The 14,964-nt window shown below is 54.0% G+C and carries 12 protein-coding genes; 10 read left to right on the top strand and 2 right to left on the bottom strand.

The annotated features are described in order from the left end of the window. Positions 1-155 precede the first annotated feature (155 nt). The 9 genes from MKX42_RS29645 (at position 156) to MKX42_RS29605 (ending at position 10,780) form a co-directional block, all read left to right on the top strand. Positions 156-500: a winged helix-turn-helix transcriptional regulator gene (locus tag MKX42_RS29645; protein WP_340756766.1), complete on the top strand. Its 345-nt coding sequence runs from the start codon at positions 156-158 to the stop codon at positions 498-500. Positions 501-620: 120 nt separating this feature from the next. Then, positions 621-1,115 (top strand): CYTH domain-containing protein, encoded by a 495-nt coding sequence (locus tag MKX42_RS29640; protein WP_340756765.1) that lies wholly within the window; start codon positions 621-623, stop codon positions 1,113-1,115. Positions 1,116-1,213: 98 nt separating this feature from the next. Continuing rightward, positions 1,214-2,602, top strand: coding sequence for a threonine synthase (thrC, locus tag MKX42_RS29635; RefSeq protein ID WP_340756763.1), 1,389 nt, complete (start codon positions 1,214-1,216; stop codon positions 2,600-2,602). Positions 2,603-3,398: 796 nt separating this feature from the next. Then, positions 3,399-4,385 carry a Gfo/Idh/MocA family protein gene (locus tag MKX42_RS29630; RefSeq protein WP_340756760.1) on the top strand — a complete coding sequence of 329 codons (987 nt, stop codon included), beginning with the start codon at positions 3,399-3,401 and terminating at the stop codon, positions 4,383-4,385. Between the two features lie 42 nt (positions 4,386-4,427). Further along, positions 4,428-5,303 carry a radical SAM/SPASM domain-containing protein gene (locus MKX42_RS29625; protein WP_340756758.1) on the top strand — a complete coding sequence of 292 codons (876 nt, stop codon included), beginning with the start codon at positions 4,428-4,430 and terminating at the stop codon, positions 5,301-5,303. Between the two features lie 114 nt (positions 5,304-5,417). Further along, a complete protein-coding gene (locus MKX42_RS29620; RefSeq protein WP_340756757.1) occupies positions 5,418-6,092 on the top strand; it encodes a response regulator transcription factor in 675 nt (224 codons plus the stop codon). After that, the gene (locus MKX42_RS29615; protein WP_340756754.1) at positions 6,089-7,456 is read left to right on the top strand and encodes a sensor histidine kinase; all 1,368 of its coding nucleotides are present in this window, start codon (positions 6,089-6,091) and stop codon (positions 7,454-7,456) included. The genes MKX42_RS29620 and MKX42_RS29615 overlap by 4 nt, the downstream gene beginning before the upstream one ends. A 124-nt stretch (positions 7,457-7,580) precedes the next feature. Next, on the top strand, positions 7,581-8,519 hold the full coding sequence (locus MKX42_RS29610) for an alpha/beta fold hydrolase (RefSeq protein ID WP_340756752.1): 939 nt from the start codon (positions 7,581-7,583) through the stop codon (positions 8,517-8,519). 170 nt (positions 8,520-8,689) lie between these two features. Then, on the top strand, positions 8,690-10,780 hold the full coding sequence (locus MKX42_RS29605) for a class I SAM-dependent methyltransferase (RefSeq protein WP_340756749.1): 2,091 nt from the start codon (positions 8,690-8,692) through the stop codon (positions 10,778-10,780). Between the two features lie 72 nt (positions 10,781-10,852). On the opposite strand, the gene MKX42_RS29600 is transcribed toward MKX42_RS29605, so the two are convergent. Both MKX42_RS29600 and MKX42_RS29595 read right to left on the bottom strand, forming a co-directional pair. Further along, positions 10,853-11,203 carry a nuclear transport factor 2 family protein gene (locus MKX42_RS29600; protein ID WP_051494108.1) on the bottom strand — a complete coding sequence of 117 codons (351 nt, stop codon included), beginning with the start codon at positions 11,201-11,203 and terminating at the stop codon, positions 10,853-10,855. Positions 11,204-11,364: 161 nt separating this feature from the next. Next, on the bottom strand, positions 11,365-12,282 hold the full coding sequence (locus MKX42_RS29595; RefSeq protein ID WP_340756747.1) for a helix-turn-helix transcriptional regulator: 918 nt from the start codon (positions 12,280-12,282) through the stop codon (positions 11,365-11,367). Positions 12,283-12,408: 126 nt separating this feature from the next. Between MKX42_RS29595 and yicI the strand changes: the two genes are divergently transcribed. Continuing rightward, complete coding sequence (yicI, locus tag MKX42_RS29590) at positions 12,409-14,730, top strand: alpha-xylosidase (RefSeq protein WP_340756745.1); 2,322 nt, start codon at positions 12,409-12,411, stop codon at positions 14,728-14,730. Positions 14,731-14,964: the final 234 nt, after the last annotated feature.

Here is a 14,964-nt window from a genome sequence, read left to right as displayed (position 1 = left end):
AGCTGTTTACCTCACTTTCTTTTTCAAAATATAAGAATTTAAAGGACGGCAAAGCGTTTCTACTTGTAGTATGATTATAATATCCGGAATCAGATTAACAAGTACTATTGTTTTTAATACCTGGTATATAAAATATACTAATGGAGGAATCGCCTATGAAATATGAGGACGACTTAACGCAGATGTGCCCCGCCACCTTTGCTTTTCATGTCATCAGCGGAAAATGGAATCTGCCTATCCTAGCTTTACTGAGCGAAGAGGGGCCGATCCGGTATAACGAACTAAAAAGAAGGCTGAACGGCATCACCGGAACCACCCTGACCAACTGCCTCAAGGATCTTATCGACTACGGGATTATCCACCGTGAGCAATATCATGAGGTGCCTCCTCGCGTCGAGTATTCCCTGACCCCCTCCGGGCAGGAATTGGTTCCGTTAATCGAAGAGATCGTGGCTTGGGGAGCGAATAACATTCATGCCTTAGGCGGGCAGAAGGTATAGGATTTTTTCCCGGATAATCCGTTCCCTCCGGTTGACTTGCGTATGACCCGCCCCTATGATGATAAATAATATGTAACATTAACGCTCGCACAAAGCTCGCACACAGAGGAGAGAAACAGCATGGCTATGGAGATTGAACGCAAATTCCTGCTGCCGGAATACCCGGAGCGGCTGATTGAAGAAGGACAGCTGAAGGTGCTGACCCGTCACAGTATTGACCAGACGTATCTTGCGATTGAGGACGGGCAGGAGCTGCGGGTGCGGAAGATTACGGATCTGGACACGGGTGAGGTTACGTACACGCATACGTTCAAGGATGGCAAGGGCATCAGCCGCCAGGAGATTGAATATTTCATTTCCGCAGGCTTGTATAATCAGATGATTGAGGCTGTGAAGGCGATCCCGCTGGTCAAAACCCGCATTACAGGCGTATGGAACGGTACAACGGTGGAGATTGATCTTTATACCCAGCTGGAGCTAACGGTGCTTGAGGTTGAGTTCGATTCGCTGGAGGAGGCGGAAGGCTTTACAGCCCCGGAATGGTTCGGCCAGGATGTCAGCACAGAGAAAAAGTACAGCAACAAAACCGTCTGGAAAGAGCTTCAGGGCAAATAGCCCGGTGAGCCTTAATCTTATAGAATCAGCGGACTTTAACGCGTAAACGTGGTACTATGTACAGTAAATAAAGAGGGGTTCAGGAGGATGAGACGGGTATGGAGTATATAAGCACAAGAGGCAAGGTAGCGGCCAGAGGCTTTATTGATACAGTTCTGATGGGGCTGGCGGATGACGGCGGGTTGATGGTGCCGGCTGAGATTCCGGTGATTTCCCCGGAGAAGCTGGAGGAATGGAGAAGCCTGAGCTTTCAGGAGTTGTTCCTTGAGATTTTCTCCTACTATACCAATGACGAAATTCCTTATGATGATCTGCGCTCGATGGTCTACACCAGCTATGCCAACTTCCGCGCTCCGGAAGTTACGCCGCTGCACCGGGTGAGCGATTCTCTATATGTGCTGGAGCTGTTCCATGGGCCGACGTTTGCCTTCAAGGATGTGGCGCTGCAGTTCATGGGCGAGCTGTACTCCTACATTGCCAAGGTGCGCGGTGAGATCATCCATATTCTCGGGGCAACCTCCGGCGATACCGGTGCTGCAGCCATTCAGGGCGTTCGCGGCAAGGAAGGCATCAAGATCTGTATCCTTCATCCGCATGGCAAGGTCAGCAAGGTGCAGGAGCTGCAAATGACCACCGTAGATGACAGCAATGTGCTGAATCTGTCTGTAGAAGGCAACTTCGACGATTGCCAGAAGATTATCAAGGAGCTGTTCGCCGATCTCGACTTCAAGGGACGGTATCACCTGCGGGCGATTAACTCCATTAACTTCGTGCGCATTCTGGCGCAGACGGTCTATTATTTCCATGCTTATCTGCAGCTTCCGGGAAGCGATCAGAAGAAGGTCAATATCAGCGTGCCTTCGGGCAACTTCGGCAATATTTTCTCAGGCTACCTGGCGCAGAAAATGGGTCTGCCGATCCACAAGCTGATCATCGCCACCAATGAGAACAACATCCTCGAACGGTTCGTGGTTACCGGTGAATACAAACCGGGCAGCTTCACGGGCACCTACAGCCCGTCGATGGATATCCAGGTGGCGAGCAATTTCGAACGTTATCTGTATTATCTGCTGGACGAGGATGCGGAGAAGCTGTCAGGGTACATGGCAGCCTTACAGAGCGAGGGCGCAATTAAGGTGGATGGCGAACTGCTGGCCCGGGTACAGGCGGACTTCTCGGCGCTGGGCGTGAAGAACGCACAGTGTCTGGAAATCATCAGCAAGTACCAGCAGGAATCCGGCTATCTGCTCGACCCGCATACGGCATGTGGCGTAGCTGCGTACGAGAAGTTTAGTGCCCCGGATGAGGTAAGTATTGCTTACGCTACAGCGCATCCGGCGAAGTTCGACGAGGCGATTGCCTTGACCGGCATCAAGCAGGAGTTCCCGGCTCAGATCTCGGCGCTGTTCGAGCAGCCGCAGCATCAGGTCGTGGTCGATCATGATAAGGCGGAGATTGTCCGCCAGCTTGTGGCTTTTTACGGGTAAAATAGGTGCGTGTCCAGTGGGCCCGCGCAGGATGTAGACAGCCCCCGCCGGGATGAGCGGGGGCTGTTTGCTGTCGCCCGTATTGTGGGACACTGGATAGTACACGTACCTAACTGCCACTGCCATTTCGCTCTGCCAACTGCATACTGCACCTAACCTGCCTCCGCCAGTCAGGTGATTGCATTATGTACAATAGAAAGTCCCCAAAACACCTCTAAAATCAATTCTGTTGTATTTGATACAGTAGATTTATGGGGGAAGGCCTGCTACAGGCGCAAACTCCAAATTCTATTGTACGAAGTACAGCAGAATGGAAAAATGGGAGCTTTACACCGGATTCTATTGTACGAAGTACAATTGCAGGCTGGCTTGTGGGAAATGCAAGGCTAAGTAGAGATGCATGGCTAGGTTGGAGTGAATGTCTCTGTGTGGGATGCAAGGTAAGTTAGAGTGGAGTGGATCTGTGTGAGTTAATGCATGGCCCCCGGGAGGTAAAGGCTGGACGAATGGCCCCTTGGTCCGATGGGCGGTGTTGGACAAATGAAGGTGAATCCTGTGCCTATTCTCAGGTGCTTTTTTTCACAAGCGAAATCTAGCGGAATTTGTCGGAAATTACGGTATATAAGTGGACATACCTATCATGGAATGAGAAAATAGCAGTTATAGCTGACATTTCAAGTGGAAACGGCTTTGCCGTCCTTATAAAGGACGGTACCGTTTCGGCGAGAAATAGAAGGATAATGTATAGCGTGAAACATATAAATTCTATATATATTGAAAAAGGACGGGATCATTCATGACTATTCGTTTCGGGGTTGTAGGGACTAACTGGATTACAGACCGCTTTGTACAGGCGGGACTTGAGAATGAGGAGTTTTTGCTTACGGCCGTGTATTCCCGCACAGAGGAGAAGGGACAGGCTTTTGCCGCCAAGTATGCCGGGGCTTCAATCTATACGGATCTGGAGGCGATGGTATCAAGCGCAGAGGTGGACGCGGTCTATATCGCCAGCCCCAACTCAATGCATGCGGAGCATTCATTGATCTGTCTGAATCACGGCAAGCATGTCCTCTGTGAGAAGCCGGCGGCCTCCAACAGCCGGGAGCTGAAGGAGATGATCATCGCTGCGCGCCGCAATGATGTGCTGTTCATGGAAGCGATGAAATCCACGTTCATGCCGAATTTTGGCGTGATCCGGGATAACTTATATAAGCTGGGTCAAGTCCGGCGCTACTTCGCAGGTTATTGTCAATACTCTTCGAGGTATGATGCTTACCGCCAGGGGACGGTGCTGAACGCGTTCAATCCTGAATATTCTAACGGCTCTCTGATGGATCTGGGCATCTACTGCCTGTATCCAATGGTGGTCTTGTTCGGCAAGCCGGATACAGTGAAGGCAGCAGGCCTGATGCTCGCTTCGGGTGTGGACGGCGAAGGCAGCATGGTGATGCGTTACCCGGACATGGGGGCGGTCATTATGCATTCCAAGATTGCGGACTCCTATCTGCCTGCCGAGATTCAGGGAGAGAACGCAACAATGGTTATCGACAAGATTAACCAGCCCTATCAGGTCAAAATCCACTACCGCGACGGAACCGTCGAGGAGCTTACGCTCCCGCAGGTGTATGAGGCAATGTACTATGAGGTTGAGGAGTTCATTCATCTGCTGAAGAGCGGGCAGCGGGAGAGCGCGACCAACAGCCACGCTAATTCCCTGGCGGTGGCAGAGCTGATGGAAGAGGCGAGAGCCCAGATCGGCCTTCGCTATGCTTCGGATCTCTAGAAGCAGCTGAAACCACACTTTGGATGAAATGGGGAGCGGAACTTGAAGACATTCAAAAAGGTATACATCGAGATCACAAGCGTCTGCAACCTGGCCTGCAGCTTCTGTCCGCCTACGGAGCGGGAGAAGAATTTCATGAAGCTGGAGACGTTTGGTACCATTCTTGATGAGATCAAACCGCATAGCAATCATATCTATCTGCATGTCAAAGGCGAGCCGCTGCTGCATCCGAAGCTGGGCGAGCTGCTGGATGCAGCGCATGCCAAGGGCTTCAAGGTCAACATTACGACCAACGGTACTTTGATCCGTAAGGCAGGGCCGAAGCTGCTTGGCAAGCCGGCGCTGCGGCAGATGAACTTCTCGCTGCACAGCTTCGACGGCCATGCAGGCTCGGAGAACCGCGAAGATTATCTTACAGAGATCATTCAGTTCGTCCGGGAGGTCTCTGCGAGCGGCGTCATTGTCTCGTTCCGGCTCTGGAATCTGACAGAGGACAACCGGACGAATCTGGAGAAGGAGCGCAACCGTGAGACGCTGGCTCTGCTGGAGGAGGCCTTCGGGCTTGACTACAGGATCGAGGAGAAGGTCATCCCCGGCAGCGGCGTGAAGATTGCCCCGCGCGTGTACCTGAACCAGGACCACGAGTTCAGATGGCCGGCGCTGCATGAGCCGGAGGATGACGGCAAGGGCTTCTGCCATGCGCTGCGCAGCCAGGCGGCGGTCCTGGTAGACGGCACCGTTGTACCGTGCTGTCTGGATGGCGAAGGGGTGATTAACCTCGGCAATATTCATGAGCAGCCGTTCTCCGAGATTGTCGAGGGGGAACGGGCGAATAATCTGTTCTACGGCTTCTCGCGCCGGGAAGCTGTTGAGGAGCTGTGCCGCAAATGCGGCTACCGGCAGCGGTTCGGCACCTAGCCGGAGCGCGAGGCCGGAGCGGATGTTGGTGCCGGTGCATACCGGCAAGGCAGCAGGGTGATGCTAGAGGGAAGAGAGCTTTATAAGGCCGGATCATACGAAAAGAGGGAATAGATGCCTATTATACTTGTTGCAGACGACGATGCGAATATACGCGAGCTTGTCTGCCTATTTCTGCGCAATGACGGATTCGATACCGCCGAAGCGGCAGACGGCCAAGAGGCGCTGGCGGTCTATGCGAGAACACAGGTAGATCTGGTCATCCTGGATATTATGATGCCGGTGATGGACGGCTGGGCGCTATGCAAGGAGCTTCGCAGAGCAGACCCGGAGCTGCCGCTGTTAATGCTGACGGCAAAGGGGGAAACCTGGGAGAAGGTGAAGGGATTCGAGCTGGGAACCGATGATTATCTGACCAAGCCCTTTGATCCGCTGGAGCTGACGGTCCGGGTCAGAGCCTTGCTGAAGCGCTCGGGAATCGGCAAGTCGCATACGATCCGTATCGGAGAGGTAACGCTGGACCGGCAGACCTACAAGGTGATGAACGGGGCTGAAACGTTGTCCCTGCCGCTGAAGGAGTTCGAGCTGCTGTATAAGCTGGCTGGAACACCAGGGCAGGTCTACACCCGCGAGCAACTGATCGACCAGATCTGGGGTATTGATTACTCAGGAGATGACCGGACGATAGATGTACATATCAAGCGCCTGCGTGAACGGTTTGCGGCTTCGCCGGATTTTCGGATCGAGACTGTACGGGGGCTGGGCTACCGGCTTGAGGTTACTGAATGATCAAGTCCTTATATACCCGTGTGGTCCTGACCTTTCTGGTCTCCGTCATCGGGGGGACGGTGATCTCCTTCAATCTGTCGATCTGGATATACAAAGATGAATTGAACGAGAATCTGCAGGTGCTCATGCTGCGCTTCGCACAAGATGTCGTACAGATCTATGATACCTTCCCGCTGAATGAAGCCGACAAGCTGGTATCGGGCCTGAAGCAGCTTGAGACCTACCATGTGCGGATTTATGATGAGAACGGCGGGGTCCGGTCTTATGGCGGGCCTGACGGCCTTAAGCTGGAGACCGTAACTAGGGGGCAAGTGGAGCAGGTGCTGGCTGGCGGCATCGTTAAGGTTAATCCGTCGGGCATCTCGGTCAGCCTCCTGGGACTGCAATTAACTACGGAGACGGGCACAGAAGCATTGTTTGTAGAGCCTGTCGGTCCCCCGTCTACCGAATTTGTGGTGAAATGGCTGCTGAATTTTGCGCTCTATTCGCTGGTATCCGGGAGCCTTGTGATTCTGGTGGCCGCGATGTTCCTGGTCCGCCCGATTAAGAAGCTGACCAACGCGACGCGCAGGATCGCGGCCGGGGACTTCAACGTGAAGCTGAACATCAAGCAGAACGGAGAGCTTGGTACTCTCGCGCGCAGCTTCGAGGAGATGACGCATGATCTGCAGCAGCTGGAGCAGATGCGTCGTGACTTCGTGTCGAATGTATCCCATGAGGTGCAGTCGCCGCTGACCTCCATCTCCGGCTATGCCCTGGCGCTGAAGCAGATGGATATCCCGGAGAGCGAACGGAACCGCTATCTCGATATCATCATCGGGGAAGCCGAGCGCATGTCCAAGATGAGCGACAGTCTGCTGAAGCTGAGTCTGCTTGAATCGCAGTCCCAGCAGCTTCGGTTCACGACCTTCAGCCTGGATGAACAGATCCGGCGCGTGATTGTTGCCCTTCAGCCGCAATGGTCGGCCCGCCGCATCACCTTCGATCTTCAGCTGACGCCTGCCGTGCTGACGGCGGATTACGACCTGTTGAACCAGGTATGGACGAACCTGTTGGGGAACAGCATTAAGTTCTCCGGGGATGGGGGAGTAATCAGTGTCCATACGGATCAAGATAATAAAAATGTGACCGTTCGTGTATCCGACACCGGCATCGGGATCGCCCCCGAGGACCAGAAGCGGATCTTCGAACGCTTCTTCAAGGCGGACCGCTCCCACAGCAACAAGTATAACGGCAGCGGGATGGGGCTGGCGATCGTGAAGCAGATCGTCCTGCTTCATCAAGGGGATATCCGGGTCGAGAGTGAGCTCGGCGCAGGCACATGCTTCATTGTAACGCTGCCGCTGAACACACCGGCGAATTAGATTATTTCTTCCGTTCATCCTCCGTTCATACTACCGTCACGGGGAGTACATTTTCATTGTATAAGCTATCCTTAGCAGTTGATTCAAGCAACACATTCGATTCATAAGGACAGGTGATTGTATAATGAAAAAAGGACTCAGAATCCTGCTTAAGTCTATAGCGGTATTGCTGATTGTGATTGTATTGTTTTTTGCCGTAGTATTTGTGGTCAATATCATCAGCAGCAAATCGGAGCTCAAGAAGATTGAACCCTATGGCCAGTTGGTGCCTGTAGACGGCAAGAAGATGAATGTACTCATCCAGGGATCGGGTGAGGAGACCGTGGTGCTGCTGACGGGGTATGGCACCGGGGCGCCTGCACTTGACTTCAAACCGCTGGTAGACGAGCTGTCCCCTAATTACAAAGTAGTCGTGGTGGAGCCGTTCGGCTATGGCTTAAGTGACCGGACAGATAAGGAACGGACCTCGGACAATATCGTCAGTGAGATTCATGAAGCATTGCAGCAGCTTGGAATCAAGCGTTACACGCTTATGGGACATTCCATCGCCGGAATCTACGGGCTGGATTATGTGAACAAGTATAAGGATGAAGTGCAGGCTTTTGTAGGAATCGACAGCAGTGTGCCGAACCAAGGGGGCTTGGACGATAAAATACCGGTGGGGACGCTGAAGTTCCTCGACAAATCCGGCATCATGCGATTGCTCCAAAAGATAGGCCCCGACCCGTATGCCGGGCTTCCGTTCGACGAGCATACCAAGCAGCAGATGAAAATGATCGCCACAAAGAATTTAAACAATGACACTGTCATGAATGAGATCGACCATTTCAAGGAGAATTTCACAGCAGCCCAGGCGCTGACCTTCCCCAAAGAGCTTCCGCTGCTGCTCTTCGTACAGTCGAATAATACCGATGTTGAGGGCTGGATGCAGCTGCATGAAGAACAGGTGAAGGATTCCGTGTACGGTAAGCTGGTGCCGCTCGAAGGCGGTCATTATCTGCACCATACGCTGTCCAAAGAGATTGGCAAGTATTACAGAGAATTCATGGCAGGCGTGAAATGAGTGGATCTGATTCCCGGCCATAAATCTGATACAATTGAACAAGAGCTCTCCGCAGCCGCAAGCTTCTATCCAGAAGCTTGCGGTTTGTTCAATTCGTCAGAGCTTCTGATTCAAACCTGAAGTACATGGGCTATTGTATATAGATTGCTATTACATAGGGAGGCATGCAAATGCTGAAATCATTACGGGCTATAGAGGCGTATCGTGAAGGAGGGTGGCCTGCCGGAGAAGGCTATCCATGGCTGGAGTCCATCGTGCAGGCGGAGCAGACGATTGTGAACCTGGAGCGGGTAGAATCGCTGCAGTCGCTTGCGCAGCAGAATCCGGTGCTGGATTATGTGGAGCGGAGCCTGCGGGTGCTGGACAGTCTGCCGCTGTCGTACTGGATCAAGGAGCTGGCCGAGGAGACGCTGATCTGGTCGGAGACGGCCAAGGGGGGGACTCTCCGTCAGCGCCGGAGCTGGCAGGAAGAGGGCATTAATATTTTCGTTCATAATATCGGCTCCGCGGAGTTATACCGGCGGTATGCGGAAGGGTTGAAGCGGGACGAGGCAGGCTCTGCGGAGAAGAGACGGGTGATACATACGCTGATTGAGACTCACGGGCTGATTGGACAGCAAATCCGCGGCGAGGTTCCGCCTTCCGTCAATCTTCCGTTGTCCGCACTGGTGGAGCAGGGACTGCTGGGCGCAGAAGAGCTGGAGCGGCTTCTGTTCGCGCTGAATCACTGCATCATTGCTGCGGTATCCCCGGAGCTGTGGCAGGAGGTCCGCCTGCAGGTCATGGAGCTGATTGCTGTTATTGCTTCAGGAAATCTGCAGCCTGAGGTCCCGATGAAGGAGCGTCTGCGGAGAATGCGCGCCGGGTCCATTGCCCAGGGGGAGGATTATGAGGCGGAGTGGGACAGGCTGGTACAGGAGGGCTTCCTCCCTGCTGCGCTGGATCCGCTGCAGCCTGCCACCTTCTGGTATGTGGAGTCGGCACTCCAGACCTTCTCGCTGGAGCAGTTCCTGAAGGTCATGAGTCTGGTGGCCGGCAGCGGCCCGCTTCAGCTAAGCCATCTGAGCTTCGAGGCGGTCATGAACAGTATTCATTATGACTACAAGGGCAGCAAGAAGATCAATGTCTATAAAAAACGGATTATTGAGAAATATCTCTCGGAGCTGGGCTGGGAGGAGATCTACAGCGGCGTGAAGCCTTCCGGCAGCAACCCGCATCTTACGCACCGGCTGCTGGGCAAGGAACATCTGCCGGATACGCTATTCTTCCATTTTGAGTTCTCAGCGGCAGCGGAGAAGCTGATTGAGTTCTGCATAGAGGCCGAGAAGTCGGCGCTGTATGAGCGGGCGGTCCTGCTGCTGTTCGACCTGTTCGATCTGCGGCGGGACGCCTTCGACCGCTTCCACAACGAGGACACGTATTTAAGCCAGATGAATGATACGGCTGACTATAAGGCAGTGATTCTGGACTACGTTACCGGACGGAAGGTGCTGGACATCGGACCCGGCGGCGGGGTGCTGCTCGATCTGATTGAGGAGCGGATGCCGGAGGCCGTGCCGGTGGGGATTGATATCTCAAGCAATGTGATTGAAGCGCTGCGGCAGCGCAAGCAGCGGGAGGGCCGCCGCTGGGAGGTGCTCCAGGGCGATGCCCTGAACCTGAAGGATTATGTGGAGCCGGGCACGGTGGACACGGTGATTTTCTCATCGATTCTGCATGAGCTGTATTCCTATGTGCCGTTTGACGGCCGGAAGTTCAATCACGGCACGGTGGCGGCAGCGCTGACCAGCGCCTTCGATGTACTGGCAGATGGCGGGACGATTATTATCCGTGACGGTATTATGAGCGAGCCTGAGGAGCAGCAGCGCCGCGTACGGTTTCTGGAGACGGACGGCATGGCGTGGCTGGAACGGTATGCGAAGGATTTTGCCGGACGGAATATCCGTTATGAACAGCTTGGCGAACAGGAGGTTCTGATGCCGGTAAATGATGCGATGGAATTCCTCTATACCTACACCTGGGGGGAGGAAGCTTACATTCATGAGGTTCAGGAGCAGTTCGGTTATTTCACACCCTCGCAGTACTCCGCATTCATTCAGCAGACGCTTGGGGACCGGGCGAAGATAGAGGTCCTCCGTCATTATTTGCAGGAGGGATATACGGAGGCACTGGAGAACAGGGTTAAGATTATGGGTGAGAGCGGAGAGCCTGTGCCGCTGCCAGATAGCACTTGCTTCATTGTGGTTCGTAAGGCAGGTTGAACAAAAGAGGCTGTCCCTAGTCATTTCTGACTTACGGGACAGCCTGTTTTGTTAGGGAAGAACACTATAGGCCTATTTAAGCGTGATGATCAGCTCGCTGATTTTACCGCCTTGTACCTTGAATTCATGAGTGAACTGCTGCGGGGCGGGGACACGGTTCTTATTGAACTCACCCTCCATCTCAGCGGTCACCGCAATGCGGCCCTGGATTTCTTCAATTTCCATAATAGTAAAGCGGACCTTAGCAGAGAATAGCTCGGATTCTCCCCAAGCCGCAATGGCTTCTGTGCCTTCGGCCGACTTCCCGTTATCCTTCACGGTAGCGCCGGGAGCGAACAATTCGATCAGAGCGTCGGGCTGGTATTGGTTCACTGCATTGTAGAAGTCCTGTACCTCAATTGGCAAGGTAACATGTTGATTCATGAATATCTGCCTCCTGTAAGTAGATTAGCGGGGAACGGCATGTCCACCGGAATGAGCCATTAGGCTACCGCCGAAGCGGCAGGTGCCGTGGTCATCCATACACTAACTTAAACGTATCCGGGCAACCGTAAGCAGGAAAAAGATTGGGAGCGGGGTTCAGCCTACGGATATAGCTGATTCTGCCCGGCGAAGGGACTGGCGTCCTTGCGGAATTCCGAAGGCGAGCAGTTCATAACTTTGCGGAACACTTTGATGAAGTAGCTGACGTTGTCGAAGCCGACATCCATGGCAATATCGGAGATTTTGCGGTCCCCCTGCTTCAGCAGGGCTGCGGCCTGGCGGACCCGGTAGGAGTTGATGTAATCGACAGGTGTCTTGCGGGTCATGCTTTTGAAAAAACGGCAGAATTGCCCTTCGCTCATCGGAATCAGCCCCGACAGGTCACGGGTACGGATCGGCTCCTGGTAGTTGTCCTGGATATAAAGAATCACCCGTTTCAGGCGGTCAATCTTCGTGGGCTCCGCGCCTTCGGACTGGCTGTGGTTGACGAAGCGCCCCGGCTGCGTAATCTGTGAGAGCATAATCAGCAGGGTTCCTTTCATAAAAGCTTCGAATCCGGGCATTTGTTGATCATACGCGTTCATCAAGCGGTTCAGATGCAGCAGCAGCTCCGCCTGCCAGGGAACAGAAGGGGTGAGGTGGCGCGGAAAGCTCTGGCGTTTCTCCTGAAGCGGCAGAATGACGCTCTGCTGGATGGTATCAAATTGGGCGCTGGCCAGCAGGTCGGGGTGGAAGACAAGGGCGCAGAAGCGGCAGGGGGTCTCCGTAAGCGCGTGAGCGGCGTGGATATCCCCGGATTCAATGAACACTGCCTCACCGGGGCGAAGCGTGAAATAGTCGGTGTCCACCTGAAACAGAATCTCGCCTTCCAGCAGCAGGAAGAACTCGGCTTCCTCATGCCAGTGGGTGTCCAGGACATGCGCTCCGGCCGGGAGGTCGATCCAGTAGGCAGCCAGGGGGAACATGACATCCCCGTGTTCGCGGTCTTCTTTGAGCAAGCGCTGCGAGGTACGGTCCATTAGGGGCCTCCTTATCTGATGACGTCAAAATAGTGTTATAAATGAGCTATATATTATTAGTTTTGAGATTTTATTATCGGTATAATGCAACTATATACACCAAATCGAAGGGTGGCAAGTGCACATATGAAATTTACAGACGGCTTATGGCTGGTTCGTGACGGAATTACAATCAATGGTGCAGTGCAGAACTATGTAGTAGAAAAAACCGAGGAAGGCCTGACCGCCATCACGCAGACAACTCCCATCACGGGACGTTCGGCGACACTCAACTCCACACTGCTGACGGTGAAATTCCATTCCCCGCTTCCAGGCGTGGTGGGCGTCAAAATTATTCATAACGACGGCGTTATTCCACGCGGACCTTCGTTTGAGCTGACTGAGGGAACCGGCGATCACGTGGAAATCGAGGAGACAGAGGCGCAGACGGTGCTGATCAGCGGCGGACTTCGCGTGGTCATCAACAAGGGCACACACTGGTCCGTGGACTTCTACCGCGGCGATGAGCGCATTACCGGCAGCGGTTACAAATCGATGGCCTACATCACGGATCAGGACGGCAACACCTTCATGCGTGAGGAGCTGGATCTGGGCGTTGGAGAATTCGTGTATGGTCTGGGCGAGCGCTTTACGGCTTTTGTCAAAAACGGCCAGGTGGTCGATCTGTGGAACAAAGACGGCGGTACAAGCTCTGAGCAGGCGTACAAGAATATTCCGTTCTATGTGACGAGCAAGGGATACGGTGTATTCGTGAACCAGCCGGAGCTTGTATCGTATGAGATTGCGTCTGAGAAGGTGAAGAAGGCCCAGTTCAGCGTAGCGGGCGAGAGCCTGGAATACTTCGTGATTGAAGGGCCGACGATTAAAGAGGTCATCACGAAATACACCTCCCTGACCGGCAAACCTGCGCTGCCCCCAGCCTGGACCTTCGGCCTGTGGCTGACGACTTCGTTCACTACAGACTACGATGAAGCTACGGTGAACTCCTTCGTGGAAGGGATGGCGGAGCGAGATCTGCCGCTGCATGTATTCCACTTCGACTGCTTCTGGATGCGCGAATATCAATGGACGGATTTCCAGTGGGATTCCCGTGTGTTCCCTGACCCGGTGGGCATGCTGAAGCGCCTGCACGACAAGGGACTGAAGATCTGCGTCTGGATCAACTCCTATATCGGACAGCGCTCCCCGCTGTTTGAAGAAGGCCGCAAGAACGGTTATCTGCTCAAAAAAGCCAACGGCGACGTCTACCAGACCGACCTCTGGCAAGCGGGCATGGGCCTGGTCGACTTCACGAACCCTGCGGCTTGTGAATGGTATGCCGGATACCTGCGTGACCTGGTGGACATGGGCGTAGACAGCTTCAAGACAGACTTCGGCGAACGGATTCCGACGGATGTGGTCTATTTCGACGGCTCCGATCCGTACAAGATGCATAACTACTATACCCAGTTGTATAACAAGGTTGTCTTTGAAGTGCTCGAAGAGAAGCTCGGCAAAAATGAAGCAGCTGTCTTCGCACGCTCCGCCACAGCCGGCGGGCAGCAGTTCCCGGTTCACTGGGGCGGTGACTGCTACGCTGACTATGAATCGATGGCAGAGAGCCTGCGCGGCGGCCTGTCGCTCGGCTTGTCCGGCTTCGGCTTCTGGAGCCATGACATCGGCGGGTTCGAGAACACCGCTCCGGCGCATGTCTTCAAGCGCTGGCTGGCCTTCGGCCTGCTCTCCAGCCACAGCCGCCTGCACGGCAGCACCTCGTATCGTGTGCCTTGGGCGTACGACGACGAAGCTGTGGACGTTACCCGCTTCTTCACTAAGCTGAAGTGCAGCCTGATGCCTTACCTGTATGATGTAGCCGGACAGGCACATGAGCAGGGCTGGGCCTCGATGCGTGCGATGGTAATGGAATTCCCGGAAGATCCGACGTGTGAGGTGCTGGACCGCCAGTACATGCTGGGCGATTCCCTGCTGGTCGCTCCGATCTTCCAGGAGAACGGCGAAGTGAAGTATTACCTGCCGGCCGGCCGCTGGACACACCTGTTGAACGGCGAGACCGTACAGGGCGGATCATGGCGCAAGGAGAAGCATGACTTCTTCAGCCTGCCGCTGTTCGTCCGTCAGAATTCCCTGCTAGCGCTCGGCAGTGAGGACAGCCGCCCGGATTATGATTTTGCCGATGGTGTGAAGTTCGGACTGTACGCTCTGGAGGATGGCAAGTCTGCATCAGCTACGGTCCGTGATCTGAATGGTGTTCCTGAGCTGAAGGTGAAGGCTGTACGCAGCGGCAGCACTGTAAAAGTAACTGCCGAAGGCAGCGGCAAAGCATTCACTCTGGCGGTGAAGGATCTTGGCGCTATTGCCTCCGTGGAAGGTGCTGAGAAGGTAGATGAGACTACAGTGAGCGTGGGCGCGGGCGAGAAGTCCGTTTCGTTCACGATTACGCTGAAATAAGTGAACTATAGACGGAATTAACACAACTATAGACCGAATTAACACGCCCGCACGCTGGCTTAGCCTATGGCTGTGTGCTTAAGTAACCAAGCTCTCTGATGACAGGGGACATTAGTCTCCTGGATCGGGGAGCTTTTTGGGGATTGGCGGCTATGGGGGAGTGCAATGTCACACACGATGAGCCACAACGGGCTAATTGCTGCCAGGAATGCAACATTCCCCGCAGCAGGAGCA

Source organism: Paenibacillus sp. FSL R7-0204 (genome assembly GCF_038002225.1).
Taxonomy (GTDB): Bacteria; Bacillota; Bacilli; order Paenibacillales; family Paenibacillaceae; genus Paenibacillus_AQ.
The sequence above is the reverse complement of the archived record's forward strand: the minus strand, read 5'-3'. Positions and strand labels throughout refer to the sequence as shown.